This is a genomic window from Microtetraspora sp. AC03309 (assembly GCF_020826795.1).
Lineage (GTDB): Bacteria > Actinomycetota > Actinomycetes > Streptosporangiales > Streptosporangiaceae > Microtetraspora > Microtetraspora glauca.
The window spans coordinates 16,954-35,451 of the sequence record NZ_JADDIL010000067.1; the positions used below are offsets into that span (position 1 = coordinate 16,954).

Annotated in this window: 13 protein-coding genes; all 13 read right to left on the bottom strand. The window is 72.4% G+C overall.

The features are described 5' to 3' along the window. Positions 1-8: 8 nt before the first annotated feature. The 13 genes from IMZ11_RS31715 to IMZ11_RS31775 are packed head-to-tail and all read right to left on the bottom strand — an operon-like array spanning position 9 to position 18,067. Positions 9-1,169 (bottom strand): cytochrome P450, encoded by a 1,161-nt coding sequence (locus IMZ11_RS31715; protein WP_228646097.1) that lies wholly within the window; start codon positions 1,167-1,169, stop codon positions 9-11. 10 nt (positions 1,170-1,179) lie between these two features. Next, on the bottom strand, positions 1,180-2,514 hold the full coding sequence (locus IMZ11_RS31720; RefSeq protein ID WP_228646098.1) for an acyl-CoA dehydrogenase family protein: 1,335 nt from the start codon (positions 2,512-2,514) through the stop codon (positions 1,180-1,182). Further along, entirely contained in the window at positions 2,514-4,709 is a 2,196-nt protein-coding gene (locus IMZ11_RS46415) for an iron-containing redox enzyme family protein (RefSeq protein ID WP_228646099.1), read from the bottom strand. The genes IMZ11_RS31720 and IMZ11_RS46415 overlap by 1 nt, the downstream gene beginning before the upstream one ends. 28 nt (positions 4,710-4,737) lie before the next feature. Continuing rightward, on the bottom strand, positions 4,738-5,661 hold the full coding sequence (locus tag IMZ11_RS31730; RefSeq protein WP_228646100.1) for a hypothetical protein: 924 nt from the start codon (positions 5,659-5,661) through the stop codon (positions 4,738-4,740). Next, entirely contained in the window at positions 5,658-6,500 is an 843-nt protein-coding gene (locus IMZ11_RS31735) for an isocitrate lyase/phosphoenolpyruvate mutase family protein (protein ID WP_228646101.1), read from the bottom strand. Before IMZ11_RS31735 ends, IMZ11_RS31730 begins: the two co-directional genes overlap by 4 nt. 28 nt (positions 6,501-6,528) lie before the next feature. After that, positions 6,529-7,575: a C45 family peptidase gene (locus IMZ11_RS31740; protein ID WP_228646102.1), complete on the bottom strand. Its 1,047-nt coding sequence runs from the start codon at positions 7,573-7,575 to the stop codon at positions 6,529-6,531. Further along, positions 7,575-8,207: a GNAT family N-acetyltransferase gene (locus tag IMZ11_RS31745; protein ID WP_228646103.1), complete on the bottom strand. Its 633-nt coding sequence runs from the start codon at positions 8,205-8,207 to the stop codon at positions 7,575-7,577. Before IMZ11_RS31745 ends, IMZ11_RS31740 begins: the two co-directional genes overlap by 1 nt. Continuing rightward, positions 8,204-8,470: a phosphopantetheine-binding protein gene (locus IMZ11_RS31750; RefSeq protein ID WP_061252749.1), complete on the bottom strand. Its 267-nt coding sequence runs from the start codon at positions 8,468-8,470 to the stop codon at positions 8,204-8,206. The genes IMZ11_RS31745 and IMZ11_RS31750 overlap by 4 nt, the downstream gene beginning before the upstream one ends. Then, positions 8,460-9,983, bottom strand: a complete 1,524-nt coding sequence (locus tag IMZ11_RS31755) for an AMP-binding protein (RefSeq protein ID WP_228646104.1) — start codon at positions 9,981-9,983, stop codon at positions 8,460-8,462. Before IMZ11_RS31755 ends, IMZ11_RS31750 begins: the two co-directional genes overlap by 11 nt. Continuing rightward, positions 9,980-13,417 (bottom strand): non-ribosomal peptide synthetase, encoded by a 3,438-nt coding sequence (locus tag IMZ11_RS31760; protein WP_228646105.1) that lies wholly within the window; start codon positions 13,415-13,417, stop codon positions 9,980-9,982. The genes IMZ11_RS31755 and IMZ11_RS31760 overlap by 4 nt, the downstream gene beginning before the upstream one ends. Further along, the gene (locus IMZ11_RS31765; protein WP_228646106.1) at positions 13,414-15,654 is read right to left on the bottom strand and encodes a class I tRNA ligase family protein; all 2,241 of its coding nucleotides are present in this window, start codon (positions 15,652-15,654) and stop codon (positions 13,414-13,416) included. The genes IMZ11_RS31760 and IMZ11_RS31765 overlap by 4 nt, the downstream gene beginning before the upstream one ends. Then, a complete protein-coding gene (locus IMZ11_RS31770; protein ID WP_228646107.1) occupies positions 15,648-16,712 on the bottom strand; it encodes an FAD-binding oxidoreductase in 1,065 nt (354 codons plus the stop codon). Before IMZ11_RS31770 ends, IMZ11_RS31765 begins: the two co-directional genes overlap by 7 nt. Further along, a complete protein-coding gene (locus tag IMZ11_RS31775) occupies positions 16,709-18,067 on the bottom strand; it encodes a SidA/IucD/PvdA family monooxygenase (protein WP_308066877.1) in 1,359 nt (452 codons plus the stop codon). The genes IMZ11_RS31770 and IMZ11_RS31775 overlap by 4 nt, the downstream gene beginning before the upstream one ends. Positions 18,068-18,498: the final 431 nt, after the last annotated feature.

The window sequence follows — 18,498 nt, forward strand, 5'->3', positions numbered from 1 at the left end:
GGGGTGGGTCACAGGACCGGGATCCTGGCGTTCGCCAGCGGCAGATAGCTCACCGGCCGCCTCAGCGAGGCCGGGTCGAAGCCCTGCGCGAGCAGTTCGGCGACCACGGCCGCGGCGATCGCGACGGCCACCTCCTCACCCGGGCAGCGGTGCGCGGCCGCACCGAATGTGAAGATCGCCGCGTCGGAACGGTCGTCGCGGAACTCGTCGGGTGCGGCGTTCGCCGCCGGGTCGCGGTTGGCGGCGGCCAGCACCACGAGCACCGAGGCGCCCTCCGGCACCTCGGCGCCGGCCACCGTGACCGGCGCCGCGGCGAACCTTCGGGTGTTCTGCACGGGGGCGTCGAACCGGGCCACCTCCCGGGCGAGCGCCCGCCAGCGCCCGGGCTCGCGCGGGGCCTCGGCGACGCCCGTCGCCAGGGCGACCAGCGTGTTCCCGATCAGGCCGGCGGTCGCGTCGTAGGTCTGTGACAGCAGGCCGACGCCGTTCGCCAGCAGTGGCGCGACGTCCTCGTGGGCGATGGCCGGCGATCCGTCGCGGCGGGCGGCGCGGATCAGCTCACCCAGCACTCCGGTCCCGTGCTCGTCCAGGTACGGCGTGAGCAGGCCCTGCAGCGCGGCGGCGGCCCGGGCGGCGGCCGCCTGCTGTTCCGGGGTTGCCGACGCCGGAATGCACTGCACGAAGTCGGCGATGAGCCGGCCGGCCTCGTCGGCCGCCTCGTCGTCCAGCCCGCACAGGCCGGCGACGACCCGCGCCGGCACCGAGAACATCAGCTCGCGCAGCGGCGGCGGGCCGGAGTGCTTGAGCGCGCGGGACGTGCGCTCGGCGGCCAGGCCGGTGATCTCCTCGGTGCGCGGGTGGCCGAGCGCCGCGCGTACGGCCCGCTTGTACCGCTGCTGCGCCGGCCCGTCGGTCATCCGGACGAGGTGCCCGAACACGTCCCCCGCCGGGGTGCCGACGATGCCCGCGGGCACCGGCTCGGCCGGCGGGCGGACCCGCAGTGCCGGCTCGCCGAGGACGGCGGTGACCGCCTCGGCGCTCGCGGCGACCCACATGCCGAGCCCCTCGTCCCAGCCGAACGGCCGGTTCCTGACGAGGTCGGCGTACCAGGGGTAGGGGTCCGCGGCGGTCACCGCGGTGATCGGGGTGAGCTCGGACGGGCTCGTCATTGTCGCTCCTTCAGCGGTCTCGGACGTGGCTCGCGTCGTCGGCGAACAGGTCGTGGCTCTTCTCCGCCCGCCGGACGTCCAGGGAGCCGGCGATGACGGAGCGCTGCACCTCCGACGTGCCCTCGTAGATTCGCAGAGACCTGATCTGCCGGTAGAGGCGTTCCGGCAAACTGCCGGCCACCAGGCCGGCGGCACCGTGCATCTGCACGCAGGCGTCGACGATCTCCTGCGCGACCTCGGTCGCGTAGAGCTTGGCGATGCTGGAGTGCCGCGGGTAGCGGCGGTTGCCCTGGTCGACCTCCCAGGCGGCGCGCGCGACGAGCAGCGCCGCGGCGTTCAGCTTCACCTCGATGTCGGCGAGCGCCGCCCGCGTGGTGGCCAGGTCGAGCAGCGGTCCGCCGTAGATGCGCCGCCGCCGGGCGTGCGCGAGTGCCGCGTCGGCGGCCCGGCGGGCGAAGCCGAGCGCGGCGGCGCCCACGGTCATGCGGAACCGGTCGAGTACCTCCATCGCCAGGGGGAAGCCGCCGCCCGCCCGGCCGAGCAGCGCGTCGGCGGGCAGCCGGACGCCGTCGAAGCGCAGGTGGGCGAACGCCCGTGGCGCGGTCACCGCGACCGGTTCCACCGTGAACCCCGGAGCGCCGGCAGGCACGAGCAGGGCGCTGAGGCCGAGCGACCCGCCCCCCTCGCCGGTACGTGCGATCACGCAGTAGACGTCGGCGGTTCCGCCGCCCGCGATCCACGCCTTGACACCGTGCAGCGTGTAGCCGTCGCCGTCCCGCTCGGCGGTGGTGGTGATCGCGGCGACGTCGGATCCGGCCTGCGGTTCGGAGACCGCGAACGCGGCCTGCAGCGTGCCGGCGGCGAGGCCCGGCAGGTAGCGCCGCCGCTGCGCGGCCGTGCCGTACCGCAGGATCGGGGTGGCGGCCAGCGTCTGGATCGCCAGCGCGAAGTCGGCCAGGTCGCCCGCGTAGGCCAGCACCTCCCGGGCGACGCACAGGCTGCGCAGGTCGCCGTCTCCGGCGTGCCCGGCGTCGGATCCGGAGCCGGGATCGGAGCCGGGAGCGGAGCCGGGATCGGAGCCGGGAGCGGAGCCGGGATCGGAGCCGGGATCGGAGCCGGGATCGAGGAACGCCAGCAGCCCCGCCTCGCCGAGGCCCCGCAGGATGCGACGGCCGCCCTCGTCCGGGGCGTCCTCGGCGTGCCGCAGCAGTTCGCGGTGGTCCAGGCACCAGCCGGTGACGCGCGCCGCGACCTCGGCGTGCCGCGGCTCGAAGAAGGGAAGCGCGAGGATGGCCGGGTCGGGGCCGCCGAGCCGGGGCGGCGCCGCGGTCGCGGTGATCGCCATCAGATCACCAGCTCGGCGGTGCGCGGCGTGGTGGCCTCGCGAACGAGCGCGTGCTCGACGAAGTACGCGAAGGAGGCGTAGCCGCGCCAGATCCGCCGCCACTCCTCCTGCACGACGTGGTCGCCGACGGTGCGGCCCGCCTCGTCCAGGTACGCGATGATGATCTCGGCCGACTGCCGGGCGTGGCCGCCGGAGAAGTTGTCGATGGACAGGTGGGCCTCCTCGTAGATCGGGTCGAAGCCGTGGTGCCTGAGCTTCTGCGCCTCGTGCAGCCGCATCTCGCCCAGTCCGAACATCTCGATGCCGAGGTTGTAGCCGAGGATCTCGTTGTAGAAGGCGTCCGGGAACAGCGCCAGGCAGATCTGGTGGATGGAGAACCCGTAGAGGTGGTCGGGCAGCTCGTCCTGGTCGAGGAAGGCGTCCTCGCGGATGTGCGGCACCTGGATGTCCATGCTGCGCAGCACCTGGTGGATCAGCGTGATGTGGTTCTTCCGCAGGTCGCCGCGGCCCATCTCGTCGGCGTATATGGCGGCGAGCATGCCGTCGCTGGTCCGCCGGTACCGGCCGACGTTGCCGATCCGGTGCGCCCAGGTGCCGTCGATCAGGCTGCCGAGCGCGAACGTCTTCTGGATGAAGACGACCTCGTCCCGGTCCGGGATCTCGGTCAGCGGACGGTAGGGCTCGACCAGCTTGTCCCAGTAGATGTGGTCGACCCGGTCCAGCAGGGCCTGCGGCGTGTAGTCGAACCAGCTCGCGTCCGTGTACCGGCCGGCGGCGCCGCGGCCGAACAGCACCTCCGCCGCGTCCAGGTTCGCCAGGGCCTTCGTCCGTGCGATCGGCAGCGTGTTGGGGAACGCCTCGATGTTGACCAGCCGGTGGAACAGCTCCCGGTCGTCCGCCGGCCGCGCCTCGGCGAACCTGACGCCGGACGGCTCGCTCGCGGTGACCGCCGCCGCCCAGCGCGCGGCCGCCGCCTCGCCGCACCTGTCGGCGGGGATCTCGATGTCGGGCAGGTCGCCGGCCGCCGCCCGCGCCGCCCACTCGGCGAACACCGCCGCCTCGCGCTCGTCGAACACGCCGAACATCGGCCCGCCGAACTTGATCGCCCGCAGGAAACGGCCGTCGCCGCCGTGGATCGGCTTGAGCTGGCGGGAGTCGCGGAAGGTGCGGACGAACGCGGCCACGTCGAAGCCGGGGTCGTCGAACACCTCGGTCAGCCGCCGACCGGCCACGCGTACGTCGCGATGCTGGCGCCCGGCGAACGGCCGGTGCCGTTCGATGATCGCGGCGACCCTCGCCTCCAGCGGCAGGTCCGCCTCCCGCCGGGCGACCTCGGTGAGCACGTCGACCTGCTCCCGCTCCAGGGTCATCGCGAGCTCGACGGCGGCCAGCAGGCGGCGCCGGTCCGCCTGCCCGGTGGGTGAACCGCGGGTCAGTTCGACGTACTCGGCCAGCCCGGCACGCAGCTCCGCCTCGTCCAGCGGGGCGGGCAGGCCCAGCAGCGCCTCGTCGACGCCCAGGGCGTGGCACACGTAGTGCACTGCGACGACCTCGGGCAGGAAGCTCGCCGGCAGCCGCGACAGGCTCAGGTAGAACAGCGCGTGCAGCGCGGTGAGCGGCCGGGTCCCCGCCTTGGCCGCGAAGTCGTCGGCTCCGACGTCCGGCAGATGGACGCCGGCCTGCTCCAGCGCCACGCGGCGCAGGTGATGCACGCCCTTCCGCGGGTTTCCCTCGCCCTGCAGCCGGAAGTGCTGCCCGAACAGCCGGTTCACCACCACGGCGGGCTGGGTGGCCGGCTGGGACACGACGTCGAGCCAGCAGCCGCCGATGAGCGCCACCGCCGCGCGTTCCCGGAGCACGGCGGCGGTGACCTCGGCGGGAGCGCTCGGCAGCGCGGCCAGCTTCCGCACCAGGTCGGCCCGCAGCCCGAGAACCCGGCCGGCGACGTCGTCGACGAGCCCGTCGACGGGATCGCCGGTGGGGGCGTCGTGGTCGGCCGCCGTCCGGAATCCTTCGATGACGTGACGTGCCACCAGCAGCGCGACCTGCGACTCCTGGTCGTGCAGCAGGCGGGTGAGGATGTCCACCGGCGGCGCGGCGAGCAGGTCGCGGGCGGCCTGGCGCACGTCCGGGTCGAATTCGGCCCTGGCGGCCGGCAGCGACGTCATCCGATCCGGAAGTTCGAAGCCTGGCACTGTTACCTCCCCAGAGTCGTGGCCGCCGCTACCGGCCGGCGCGCAGCAGGATGCCGTGCCGCACACCGGGCACGCTGACGGCGAGGATGAACGCCGCGTCGGCGGCGACCCGCCCTTCGGCCGCCCGGTCGACCAGATTGATCAACGGGTCCGCCGCGAAACAGTGGCCGACCCGGGCGACGTTGCGGGTGTCGAGCTGCCCGGCGGAGAAACCCGCCAGGCGCTCCTTCATGGTCAGGATCGGTATGTACAGGTTCGCGTGCAGCAGGGCGTCGACGTCGCCGAGCGTCAGCCCACCGGGCTTGAGCAGCGCCTCGTTGACCCTTCGCGACAGGTCCGCGCTGATCTCGTGCGACCAGTCGAGGTCCGCGTTGTCCTGCGCCGAGGCGCACGAGACGATCTCGTAGTACGGCGAGCCGTACGGGTCGGCCCCCACCAGACAGCTCGCCGCGCCGTCGCTGAACAGCGCGAACTGCTCCATCCGCTCCGCCTCGTCCTCGACGCGGTCGGTCGTGATGACCAGCACGGTGCGCCGGCGCCCGCCGGCCACCAGCGCCGCGGCCAGGTCGATGCCGGCCAGCAGGTTGGTGCATCGGTTGAGCGTGAGCCCGGTGAACGCCGCCTCGCGCAGCCCGATGCCATCGGTGATCTCCGCGACGAACCGCCCGTGCGTGGCGGGGCCGCCCGGGAACCGCGTCGAGCACAGCACGAGCGCGGACACCGCCGCCGGGTCGAGACCGGCCTCCGCCAGGGTGGCGCGGCCGGTCTCGACGGCCAGCTCGGCGAGGCTCCGGTCGGTGCGCCGCACCGTGCCCCACCCCCACAGGCCCGGCGACATCTGCATCCGGTACGCCCGCGCCCGCTCCGCCAGGCCGGAAAGCTCGGCGTGGTCGACCTCGGTCTCGCCGAGGACGTAGTGCGGCGCGCTCAGGAACACCGGAGGCGCGATCATCCGGCGTCCTCCGTCCACAGCGCGTTGGCCTCGGCGTAGCCGAGCACCCCGCGGGAGAAACCGAACGTGCCGTGCTCGGCGAGCTCTCGCGCCGCGGCGACGGTGGCGCTGACCGCGACCCGCGCCAGCGAGGACCCGAGGCTGATGCGCCGGGCGCCCGCGGCGGTGAGCTGGGCGACGGTCACGCCGGACGAGCCGCCGGCGAGCACGTTGACCGGCCTGCCGACCGCGGCGCAGACGGCCCGGATCGCGTCGAGGTCGGGCAGGCCCGGGGCGTAGAGCACGTCCGCGCCGGCCGCCTCGTACGCCTTCAGCCGGGCGATCGTGTCATCCAGGTCGGGCCGTCCGTAAAGGAAGTTCTCCGCACGGGCGGTGAGGGTGAAGCGGAACGGCAGCGCCCGCGCGGCCTCCACCGCCGCCTCGACCCGGCGTACCGCCTCGTCCAGGTCGGCGACCGGCCGGGACGGATCCCCGGTGGCGTCCTCGATCGAGCCGCCCACGGCACCGGCCTCGGCGGCGAGGCGGATCGTGTCGGCCACGTCCTCGGGGCCGGCTCCGAATCCGCTCTCCAGGTCGGCCGACACCGGCAGGTGGGTGGCCGAGGCGATGGCGCCGATGTTGGCCAGCGTCTCCTCACGCGTGACCTGGTTGGCGCCGTCCGGCCGGCCGAGGACGAGGGCGAGGCCGCAGCTCGTGGTGGCCAGCGCGGAGAATCCCATCCGCGAGAACACTTGCGCGGTGCCGGCGTCCCACGGGTTCGGGATGACGAACGCCGGGCCTTCGTGCAGCGAGGCGAACGCTTCGGCGCGGCGGCGCTGGTCGGCGGAGTTCAGGGTCATCGGGTCTTCCCTTCTCGTAGCGATCCGATCACCCTACGGTGAACACACTCGTCCGAGACCGCGACGGATCACCCGGGCGGACATGGAGCTCCCCCCGGTCCGGGAACACGACGACAGCCGCCACGGTGCGTTCGCGGCGGATGTCGCCGGTGTCGCCGACGCAGATCGGCGGCGCGGACAGGATCTCGAAGTGGCGCTCGGCGCCGGCGTCGGCCGGCAGCCGATCCAGCGCCTCCCCCGCCGCGGCGAGACGGCGCCGCGAGGAGTTGCGTGCGAACACGTTCACCTCGTCGTGGGGAACGAACTCGGGCTCGAGGTAGTGGTTGGTGTGCACCGGCCGGGCGGCCGTCCGCAGGCGCGTCTCGTCGCCCAGGATCTCGACGTACCCGGCCTGGCGCCGGTCGCAGAGCATGATGGATCTGGAGCTGGCCAGCCGCAGCGCGCGCAGCTCCGCGACGGCCTGCTCCACGCTGTCGCAGACCTCCAGCAGGTGCCGGATCGCGAGGTACGGCGGCAGCCCGGGCCGCCACTCACCCCCGAGCACCAGGTTCAGGCCGATGGCGAGGCCGCTGCTGTTCACCCCGAGGTAGCCGAGCAGGCCGCCGAAGCTCAGCACCAGCGTCCGGCGCGGCGAACCGGAGACCGCCACCCGCAGCACCGCTATCTGGTCGTCGAGGTCGCCGTTGAGGTCGACGGTCTGCGCCAGTACGGGCACGTCGCCGCTGCGGGCGTAGGTGGTGCAGTCGCCCATCGTGGGCACCTTCCGGTAGCCGAGGATCTCCCGGCGTACCTGAAGCATGACCGCCTCGGACCACGCGATGCCGGCCCCGTCGGCCAGTCCCCGGATCTCCTCGGCCAGGTCCGGGGTGGCTGCCGCGATGGCCTCGCCGTACGCGGCGAGCACGGGGGCGAGCGCGTCGCGCGTCACCGGCGAGGGCAGGAGCCGGTTGAGCCGGCAGAGCCCGTCGTCGAGGAACGCGCGCAGGGCCGGGGCCCGTTCCCGTCCGTGCCGCAGCCCGATCTCGTACGGGCTGCCGGCAAGGGACAGGAACGGCACGACGGACGTCGCGACCATCAGGAGGCTCCGCTCCGGACCGCCACCTTGGGCCCGCTGGCGAGCTGCGCCTTGACCTCGGGCCACTCGGCGCGCAGCACGCTGTAGTAGACGGCGTCCCGGCGGCGGCCGCCCGGCATCGGGTTGAAGCTGCGCAGCACCCCCTCCTCGAGCGCGCCGATGTTGCGCAGCCCGGCCCGCGCCTGCAGGTTGAGCACGTCGGTCTTGAACTCGACCCGCTCGGCGTGCAGCACCTCGAACGCGTGCTCCAGCAGCAGGTACTTCGCCCAGCGGTTGACGCCCTGGCCGCGGAAGTCACGGCCCAGCCAGGACCAGCCGATCTCCAGCCGCCGGTCCGGTTCGGACAGGTTGCCGTAACTCATGCTGCCGGCGACACGCCCCGTACGCTTGTCGACCACGACGAAGACGACCCGGCGGCCGGCCTCCTGGTCGGCGAGCATCGTGTCGAAGAACACGCTGAAGTCGTCTTCGGTCTCCACCCGGGACACGAAGTATCGCCAGATATCCGGGTCCATCGCGATCTCGTGGATGGGCCCGCGGTCGGCCTCGGTGACCGGGCGCAGCAGCGCGTGCTCGTTCTCCAGGAGTGCCGGAGCCAGTCGCCGCCAGGTCATCGTCGCTTCCTTGCTCATACGTGCGTGATCCGTTCCTTGTGTGCGGACAGCGTGGTGACGATCTGGCGCGCGGTCCGCATCGCCGCCAGGTCGTGCTCGGTGAAGTTGGACAGGTCCACCGCCGTGTCGTCGCAGACGACCGTGAGCAGCAGCACCTTGTTCAACGACGTCAGGCCGTACTCGTCGGCCAGGTCGGCGTCGAGGTCGATCTCGTCCGCGGCCACGTCCTCGACCACCTGTGCCACCCGGTCGCGGACGGTCGCCTCCAGCTCAGCGGACATGGACACCCTCCCCGATCGTCGTGATATCCGACTGGTACATGTTGAAGATCTCCTTGCGTCGCGGCTTGTACTGCGAGGTGAGCAGGCCGTTTCCGATGCTGAACGGAGTGCCGGCCACCACCACGCGGTGGATCCGCTCGTCGGGCGCGAGCACCTCGTTGGCCTCGGCCAGGTGCGCCGCGATCGCCTCGGCGTCGGCGGGCTGCCGGGCCGGCGACACCACCGCCACCAGGTGCGTCTGCGTCGGGCAGAAGACCACGCACTGCTCGATCTCCGGGCTGGCGCGCAGCCGCTCCTCGATCGGCCGCACGATCACCTTCTTGCCGTTGTCGAGCACGATCACGTCGTCGGCGCGGCCCAGGATGAACAGGTAGCCGTCCTCGTCGAGGTAGCCCAGATCGCCGGTACGCACCAAACCGCCGGGGCCGAAGACCCGTTCCGACTCGCCGGGCGCGGCGTACTCGTAGCGCACGTTCACGGGATGGTCGGCGGCGATGCTGACCACTCCGTCGGGGCCGATCAGCACCCGCTTGCCCGGAAGCACCCGTCCGACGCTGCCCTCGCGGCTGGCGCCCGGATGGTTCTTCGTGACGATGCAGGTCTCGTTGAGACCGTATCCCTCGTAGATGGGCAGCTCGTTGGCGTCGAAGAACCGCAGCATGGCCGCGCTCGCCGGAGCCGACCCGGTCCACAGGTAGCGGATGCGGTCGCCGAACAGCCGCCGCCCGGCTTCGGCCGGGTCGAGCCCGCCGCGCTCGGCCTCCCTCTCGATGTGCCGCTTCGCCGCCTCGAAGAAGCCCGGGACGCCCATGACCACCGTGGGCCGGACGCGGCGCATCGTGGCGAAGGCCGCCTCGTAGCTGCTCAGGGTGACGTCGTGGCCGTACGCCAGCGCCGAGTAGATCCAGTACCGCTGCTGCAGCAGGGAGAGCGGCAGGAAGATGAAGATGTCGTCGCCGGGGCCGTGGGTGAACATCTGCTGCACGGCGCGCAGCGAGGAGTCGATGCTGCCGACCGAGGCCCCCAGGCCCTTCGGCTCGCCGGTGCTGCCCGAGGTGAACTTGATCGTGGTGATCGCGTCCGGCGGATGGCCGACCGGTTCCGGTGGCACCGCGCCGGTGTCCGCGGCCAGCGTGTTCACCTCACCGATCGGCCGCAGCCTCGGATCCGCACCGGCCGCTTCCGGCCGGTCGGTGAACAGCAGGGCCAGGCCGTACCGGTCGAGCAAGGCCGGGTCCGGAGCGAACTTCCCCGGCTCGAAACCCGCGGTCACCACGCCGCACCGGAGGGCGGCGAGGTCAAGCAGCGCCCACTCCAGGCAGTTCGCCGCGAGGATGCCGATCCGGTCGCCCGGCTTCAGGCCCAGCCGGCGCAGCCGGGCCGCGACCCGGCCCGCCGCCGCGTACACCTCGGTCAGCTCGACGGTCGGACCTCCGCCGAGCCCGGCGATGCGGAGGTGGTGACCTGGAGCCGGCGGGGTGCCGACGATCCGGTTGATGATCGAGTCGGTCATCGCGTGCCCTCCCCGCGCCGGGCGGCGGCGACCCTGGCGGCCATCGCCGACACCGTGCGCACCTCGTAGAGCTGGTCGAGCGGGATCGTCACGTGGAACCGCCTGCGCACCTCGACGAGCACTCGCGCGGCGGCCAGCGAGTCACCACCGAGCTCGTAGAAGGTCGCGTCGTACGGGACGTCGGGCACGTCCAGCACCTTCCGCCACATCATGGCGATCTCGCCGGCGATCCCGTCCGGTGGCCGCGTCCCGGCCTCCGCCGACACCGCTTCCGCCTCCGCTTCCGCCGCTGCCTCCGCCTCCGCCTCCGCCGACACCGTTTCCGCCGACGCCGCCTCCGGTGACACGACGGCGGTCAGCCGCGCCCGGTCCACCTTGCCGTTGCGGGTCAGCGGGAGTGCGTCGTGCCAGACCACCGCCGACGGGATCATGTAGTCGGGCAGGTGCACGCGCAGCCGTCCCCGGATCTCCTCGGCGTCCGGCCTGGCGTCACCGGCGGCGGCGAGGTGGGCCACCAGCCGGTCGCCCCGCGCGCCTTCCTGGCGCACGACCGCCGCCTGTTTCACCGCCTCCAGGCCGACCAGCCGCGTCTCGACCTCGCCGGCCTCGATGCGGTAGCCGTTCACCTTGATCTGGAAATCGCCGCGACCGAGGATCTCGATCTCGCCGTTCGGCAGGTATCGGCCGAGGTCGCCGGTTCGGTAGATCCGCTCGCCCTGCCGCTCGCCCTGCCGCTCGCCCTGCCGCTCGCCCTGCCGCTCGCCCTGCCGCTCGCCGGGCCGCTCGTCGACCCGGAACCGCTCCGCGGTGCGCTCCGGGTCGCCCCAGTAGCCGCGGGCCAGCCCGACCCCGGCGGCGCAGATCTCGCCGGTCACCCAGTCGGGTGTGTCCCGCCCGGCGGCGTCGAGCACGTACGCGCGGTTGTTGGCGTTGGGCCGGCCGTACGGGATGCTCCGGCCGCCGTCGTCGGCGGCCCCGACAGGGTGCAGGATGTTCCAGATCGTGGTCTCGGTGGGGCCGCCCAGCGAGCAGATCTCCAGGTCGGGCTTGAGCCGCAGGAGCTGGGCGGGCAGCCCCGGCGGGATCCGGTCGCCGCTCATCATGACGAGCCGCAGGTCGGGCAGCGACTCCGGACGACCGGCCGCCTGCTCGTTCAGCAGGCCGACGATCGCCGGTACGGAGTTCCACACCGTCACCCCGGCCGACGCGCACAGGTCGAGCCAGTGGTCCGGGTCGGCCGCCCGGTCCGCATCCGGCAGCACGATCGCCGCCCCGGCATTGAGCGCCCCGAAGACGTCGTAGGCCGACAGGTCGAAGTTGAACGCGCTGATGCCGAAGAACCGGTCGCTCGCGTCCACGCCGAAACGGGCGTTGCAGTCGGCCACGACGTTGGCCACGCTGCGTCGGCTGACCATGACGCCCTTCGGGTCTCCGGTGGTGCCGGAGGTGTAGAGCACGTAGGCGAGGTCGTCCGGGCCCGTGCCCGGCGGCGGAGACGGGTCGGCCGGCTCCTCCGCGGCGGCGTCGACGTCGCCGGGCAGCCGCAACACCTCCACGCCGTCCGGGACACCGTCGGGGACGCCGACGTTGCTGAGCACGCACCGCACCCGCCCATCGCGGAGCATGTACGTCCGGCGCGCCGCCGGCAGCCCCGCGTCGACCGGCAGGTAGGCCGCGCCGGCCAGCACGGTGCCCAGGATGCCGACGATCTGCTCGGGCCCGCGCGTCATCACCAGGCCGACCAGCTCGTCCCGGCCCACCTGGTGCCGCCGCAGCCAGGCGGCGACGCGGCGGGCACGCCGATGCAGCTCGCCGTAGCTCATCGCCGTGCCGCCGGCGATGACGGCCGGGGCGTCCGGCCGCAGGCGGGCGTGCTCGGCGAACGCGTCGGCGAGTGGCCGGTCGGACTGCGGCGCGGACGTGTCGTTGGCCTCGTCGCGCCGCCGCCGCTGCTCGGGCGGCAGCAGGTCGGGGGCCACGGCGGTCCAGCCGTCTCCGGCGCACAGCCCGTCCAGCAGCCGCTGGTAGCCGGTGGCCAGCGCGTCGAGCAGCCCCTCGGGGAACAGCTCGTCCACCCCGTCGATCTGGATGACGAGCCCGCCGTGCCGCTCCATCGCGAACACGTTCAGCCACACCTGCGGGGTCTGGCTCACTGTGAAGGTCTCCCGGCCGAACAGCTCCAGCGCCGTCCCGTCCACGTCCGCCTGGACGTGGCCGATCGCGCAGTTGAAGGTGTACGGCGCTCGGGCGGCGCGGCCGCGCCGTCCCAGCTCCCGCAGCACCTCGACGCCGGAGTGGTGCCGGTTCTCGATGGCGCCGTGCAGCCGCCCCTGCAGGGACCGCGCCCACTCCTCGAAGGTGGCGCCGGTTCCGAATCCGACCTCGACCAGCATGACGTCGGAGAACTGCCCGACGGCGTCGGCCATCCGGGGGTGGATCGGCGGCCGGTTCGCGAAGGTCGTGTTCAGCGTGAACCGGTCTCCGGCCCCCCAGTAGTGGAGCGTCTGCGCGTAGCCGGCCAGCAGCAGCGCCGGTGGGGTGATGCCGCCGGCGGCGGCACGCCGCTTCAGCTCGCGCCATGGGGAGGCGGCGAGCCGGACCAGCCGCTGGGTGAACCGGGGCCGGGCGATCGAGGACGGGCTGGTGGCCAGTGGAAGGTCCGGCATGGGCGCGAGGTCGTCGACCCGGTCGGTCCAGTAGCGCCGCGAGCGCCGCGCGGGCGCCCGGTCGCGGGCCCGGCCCAGCTCCGCCACGTAGTCCGCGAGCGGCACGCCGGGATCGTCCCGGCCGTCCCGCCCGGTTCCGTCGTCCTGGTACGCGCGCCACCACTCGCGGAAGAACAGGAACATGCTGATCCCGTCCATGACCAGTCCGTCATGGCCGACGTGCAGCACCATCCGGTCGTCGGCGAGGACGCTGACCTCGGCCCTGACCAGGGGCGGCCGGTCGACGGGCGACATCCGGTGCGAGCAGCGCTCCCGATACGACTCGAGGCTGCTCAGCCTGGCGCGCTCCGGCAGGGCCCGCAGGTCGCGCACCCGGATGCGCACCGGCACCCGATCATGCACGATCTGACGGCCGTCCGGGGTGAACGAGACGCGCAGGGCGTCGTGGCGGTGCACCACCGACCACAGCGCCCGCTCCAGCCGTTCGACGTCCCAGACGCCCTCGATCTCGTGGTAGACGTGGCTGGCGACGTTGCCGAGCTCGACCAGCTCGCTCCGGCCGTACAGGTAGGCGCCCTGCAGCGGGGTCGGCTCGAGGCCGGTCGGCGCGGTGAGGTGCGCGAGGAGGTCGGGCTTGGCCGCCCGGATGCGGGCCACCAGCTCGGCGTCCATCCTCTCGGTGGGCCCCTGGAGCCGCAGGTCGCCGCCGACGGCGGTGAGCGTCAAGCCGCGCGAGGTGACATCGTGCAGCAGCTCGGTGACGCTCACGCCAGAGCCACCTCCATCCCCGCCTGCGTCCGTTGAGCGATCAGGGCGGCCAGCTCCGTGATGGTGGACCCGAGCAGTTCCTCGACCGATACCTCGACGTCGGTGTGTTCGAGGATCCGGTACTGCAGGGTGACCGCGTGCAGCGACGCCGCTCCGAGGGAGACCAGGCTCAGGTCGGCGGCCGGCGGTTCCGCTTCGAGCTGCAGCGTCTCGGCCACGGTGGCGGTGAGCCAGCCGGCCAGCTCGGCGTCGACGGCGGGACGCGGATCGGTGAAGAAGGTCTGGTCGGCGAGGGTGACCCGGGATCCGGGGGTGACCAGCGTCACCGTCTGCGGCCAGGTGTCGATCTCGCCGCCGCCCAGCGCCGCGGCGAGCTTCGCGGCGAATCTCGGCATCACCGGGGCCGCGCAGACGGCCAGCAGCTTGGCCGCCGCCAGTTCGAGCGCGATGGCGGTGCGGGCCTCGTCGCGCCAGGCCGGGGACGTCGACGATCCCGCCTCCAGCGAGGCGAACCGCCGTACGTCGTCCACCAGCCCGTCGAGTTCGGCCACGGCCTGGTTGAGCGAGAACCCGTCGGGACCGAGCGCCCCGGCGACAGCGGCGCGGCGGGTGTCGAGCCGGGCCAGGAAGGCGGTGTGCTCCGGCGTCCAGTTGCCGGCGTCGGGGACCAGTCCGTCGTACCGCTCCGCCATCCGCCGCCCGAGGTCGTGCAGCCAGTCCTGCCAGGTCCCGACCAGCCGGTCACGCACCGCGCTCTCGTACGCGCCGACCTCGAAGTTGGTGCGCCGCCCCTCGGAGCGGATCCGGGACAGGTAGTAGCGCACCGCGTCGACCGTGCCGGGGGTCAGGATCTCCTTGCCCCAGATGGCGTGCCGCCGGCTGGTGCTGAACTTGGCGCCGTCGAGCAGCAGGAACTCGTTGACGTTGTAGTCGATGTCCGGCGCCCAGTCCGGGAAGGCGAGCTTGTAGAGCACCGGGTAGAGGATCGCGTGGTAGAAGCTGTTGTCGTACCCGAAGAAGTGCACGATCTTCCAGTCCGGCTGGGGCGCGTCGGCGCGCCAGTCCCGGCCCAGTCGCCGCCCGAGCTCGGCGATGCCGTGCAGGAACCCGTACGACATCTCCGGCCAGACCCAGATGACCTGGCCCGGTGCGCCGTCCTCCCGCGGCGGCACACCCCAGTCCGACGGGTGGGTCATCGCCACGTCGACGCCGGGCCGGGCGAACAGGCGCTCGGCGAGCTCGCGCAGGCGTGCCGGTACGCGGCCGAGATGGTGGTGCAGGGCCACGTCGGGGGCGAACCGGTGCAGCGGCAGCATGAAGCGGGTCACCTCGGCGACCCGCGGGGCCGCGTCGGAGTGCCGGACGGCCGGGTCGACCAGGTCGTGGCAGAAGTTGGGCTCGCCGCACTCCTCGCAGATGTTGCCGCCGGTGGGCCCGCCGCAGGTGGGGCAGCCGCCGGACACGTCGACCTCGTAGAGGTAGCGGCCGTCCGGCCCGAGCAGGGCGGGCGCCTCGGCGGGGGCGACCGCGCCGGAGGCGGCCAGCCGGGAGAAGAACGCCTGCAGCCCGGGGCGGTAGGCCGGATCCGCGTCGGTCACCGTGTACTGGTCGAGCGGGATGTCCATCATTCGGAGCGTCTCGGCGATCTCCGCGCTGTAGTGCGCCGCCGTCTCCGCCGGGGTGCGGCCCTCACGCCGGGCGCACTCGGTCACATAGCTCTGGTAGTCGTCGCTGCCGGTGAGGTGCCAGGCCTGGGCGCCGTTGAGGCGTTGGAACCGTACGAAGACGTCCGCGCCGAGGTACGGGCCGGAGAGGTGGCCAAGGTGCAGGTCGCCGTTCGGGGTGGGCGGGGTGGAGAAGACGAAGACCGGGCGGTCCCGCAGCCGGCCGCGCTCGACCCGCGCCGCCTGCCGGCCGGCCCGCTCCGGATCCCGCCAGTACAGCGTCGCGAACAGCAGGTCCTCGTCGCCGGTGTTCTCGATGACGTGCGTCTCGAACGGCTCGAACTGGGCCACGACGCCCGCGTGCACGGGGTACCTGCGCGCGTCCACGATCAGGTCGCCGGTGCCCTGGACGATCACGAAGGTCTCGGTCTCGTCGTGCTGGTGGGCGTCGGACCGTCCGCCCGGAACCACGCGGCCCCATCCGGCGCCGACCCCCAGCCCGTCGATCGAACTCATGTCGATGCCGAACAGCTCATGCAGCGCGCCTGCGTCGTACGAACTGATGATCACCATTGGCTCCTACGGCTGGACGTCAGGTCGAGGAGGTCGACCGCCTCGGCGGCGATCGCCGGGGCGAGGCGGTATCCGGATCCGTTGGCGCCACCGGCGAACACGACCCGGCCGGCCGGATCGAGTGCCCGCACCAGCGGCCGGCGGTCGGGTGTGTAGGCGTCACAGAACACCCGGCCCGACGTGCAGCGGGCGGCGAGTTCCGGCGCGTACAGCGCGAGCGTGGCGCGGGCCTCTGCGAGGTGCTCGGCGTGCAGGCCGTCCGTCGGCCGGTCGGGGTCGACGTCCCATTCCTGGCAGGTGTAGCTGAACAACCAGTGGCCGCGGTCGGCCAGCGGGAGCAGGAACGCGTCCTCGTCGTGGAAGACGACGCAGGGGGCGCCCGGGCCCGGCCGGTCCTCGATGTGCAGGGCGATCACCTTCTTGACCCGCACCCCGTGCGGGGCGAGCAGGTCGCGCCAGGCCGGCGCGTGTATCCAGGGCCCGGGGGCGAGCACCACCTGGTCGGCGGTGAGGTCCTCCCCCGACCCCAGCCGCAGCGTGACGCCGCCCGGCCGGGACACGAGCTCGGTGACGGCGATGCCCTCCCGGAACGGGACGGCGGGGCGCAGCCCGCGTGCCAGGCGCAGCGACAGGGCGTGGACGTCGGCGTGCTGGCAGCCGTCGCCGGTCCACGCCACCGCGCCGGCGGGCAGCACGACCCGGTCGTCGTCCGGCGCCGCGACCGGTGTCAGCTTGGCGCTGGGCAGGTACGCCTCGTGCACCTCGGCGGCCCGCTCGGATGAGGCGACCACGGTCATCGGGAGCGGGTGGATCGGCGCGCCGGGGTCGGCGCCGAGCAGCCGCCGGTACCAGTCCTCGCTGTAGGCGGTCATCCGGCGCACCCGCTCGGAGGCGCCGCGCGGGAAGTGCAGCCCGGCCGAGCGCCGGGACGCGCCGCTGCCCACGCCGTCCCGGTCGACGACGACGACCTCGGCGTCGGCGGCGCGATCCGTGATCTCCCGTGCGACGAGGCATCCGACGATGCCCGCGCCCACCACCACGACCGTCGGCCGGCTCACCGGTGGATCTCCTGGCCCTGGTGCTCCCGGCCCGCCCGATCGTCGGGTTGGAGTTTGGCCGACCACTCGATGAACGAGGCGGTCTGGCTCTCGGTGTTCACGCCGCGCAGGCGATCGAGGATGCGCTGGGCCCGCCAGGCGTTCAGGCTCAGGTTCGGGTCCGCGAGGCCGCGCTGCCGCCGCGCGCCGTTCTGTACGAAGATGTTGCGGTCCTGCGGCCCGTCCCACACGACCGCGAAGCTGTCGTCGATCCGGTACTCGTCGCCCTCACGCTCCAGGCGGTGCGCGATCGGGGCGAGGAAATCCGTCCGCGCCGGACGGAAACCGGTCGCCCAGACGATGACGTCGACGTCGATGTGCTCCGTGACGTGGCGGAGGTCGTTGTGGCCGATCGCCAGATCCCATCCGCCGCCGTCGTCGCCGGTCACGTGCAACACCTCTCGGTTGGGATAGAGCGCGAACAGGTCGACCGCGCCTTCGACGAACCGATGCACGTACGCGCGCTGGTAGATCTCGCGCAGCGTCACCTCGGAGATGCCGTCGCTGGTCAGGATGTGGCGCTGGTTGAACGCCTCGCGGACCGAAGGCTCCAGCCGGGAGAAGTAGTCGGAGAACGATGGCGTGTAGTAGTCGTTGGTGAACGGCGAGTCGTCGATGGGCAGGAAGTTCTGCCGGCGCGAGATCCACACGACCCGGCGCGGCAACTGGCGCTTGGGGCGTGAGATGAGGTTGAGGAACGCCTCCGCGCCGGACTGTCCGCCGCCGACCACGGCCACCCGCTTACCGCCGAGGTCGCCTGCCTTGCCGACGAACTCGCTGACGTGGAACTGGTCGTCGCCTACGGCGTCGCGGGCATGCGCGGGCAGCCAGGGCTCCGTGCCGACGCCGAGCACGACGTTCTCGGCGCGCAGGGTGTTGCTCGTGGTCCTGATGTGGAACAGCCCGTCGAAGTCGATCGACAGCACTTCTTCGCCGAAAACCACGTTGTGGTTCATGCGGCTGGCCCACTCCATGTAGTTACGGAACTCCTGGCGGGGGACCGAGTCGAACTGGGCGTTGATGAAGTGGTACAGCCGGCCGTGGGCACGCAGATACGACAGGAACGAGAACGCGTTCGTCGGATCGGTGAGGGTTACCAGATCCTTGAGAGTCGATACTTGTAATGCGGCGTCCTCGAGCTGCTGGCCGTCATGCCACCCGAAACAGGGTCGCTTATCTATGAAGCGATTCGTCACTTCGGGATGCGCGTACAACAGCGAGGCGAGACTCAGGTTCGCCGGTCCCACACCCACGCCGATACAACGGAAATAGTCGCCGCCAGGAACAGGTGCCTTTTCTTGCACGATCGGAATCACCTTTCCGATATGTTTTCGACAGCCCGCGCCATCCGGTTTCGCGCATCACTGATCGCGATTTACCGAGGCGTGACGAAACCTCCTCCTCACCGGTCCCGATCCCCTTTGGATGGCGTTGATCATACGAATCCCCCGGTCAGGGGATTGCAGAGGAAAATTCACCCAGCCGAACATTTGACTACCCGAGTCGATCAACTGCGATGAGGATCACCATAATCATGTCGCACCAGGGCTGTCAATAACGGAAAAAACGGACCCAATAACGCTACGCGGCGCAGTTTCTTTCGTTTCCCTGAAGATGATTCGCGACTGCGTCATCACCCGATGACGTCATGTGGTCGCCACGGTGAACAATCGTCGGCGATCGACGGGAGCAGGCCCGGTGAGCAGGCAGCCGAGAGGACTCCGAGGCAGCCGCCACGCGTCCGCAG

Coding starts and splice junctions, on each gene's coding strand:
- IMZ11_RS31715 (WP_228646097.1), bottom strand. CDS start 1,169: ATGACGAGCCCGTCCGAGCTCACCCCGATCACCGCGGTGACCGCCGCG.
- IMZ11_RS31720 (WP_228646098.1), bottom strand. CDS start 2,514: ATGGCGATCACCGCGACCGCGGCGCCGCCCCGGCTCGGCGGCCCCGAC.
- IMZ11_RS31730 (WP_228646100.1), bottom strand. CDS start 5,661: ATGATCGCGCCTCCGGTGTTCCTGAGCGCGCCGCACTACGTCCTCGGC.
- IMZ11_RS31735 (WP_228646101.1), bottom strand. CDS start 6,500: ATGACCCTGAACTCCGCCGACCAGCGCCGCCGCGCCGAAGCGTTCGCC.
- IMZ11_RS31740 (WP_228646102.1), bottom strand. CDS start 7,575: ATGGTCGCGACGTCCGTCGTGCCGTTCCTGTCCCTTGCCGGCAGCCCG.
- IMZ11_RS31745 (WP_228646103.1), bottom strand. CDS start 8,207: ATGAGCAAGGAAGCGACGATGACCTGGCGGCGACTGGCTCCGGCACTC.
- IMZ11_RS31750 (WP_061252749.1), bottom strand. CDS start 8,470: ATGTCCGCTGAGCTGGAGGCGACCGTCCGCGACCGGGTGGCACAGGTG.
- IMZ11_RS31755 (WP_228646104.1), bottom strand. CDS start 9,983: ATGACCGACTCGATCATCAACCGGATCGTCGGCACCCCGCCGGCTCCA.
- IMZ11_RS31765 (WP_228646106.1), bottom strand. CDS start 15,654: ATGGTGATCATCAGTTCGTACGACGCAGGCGCGCTGCATGAGCTGTTC.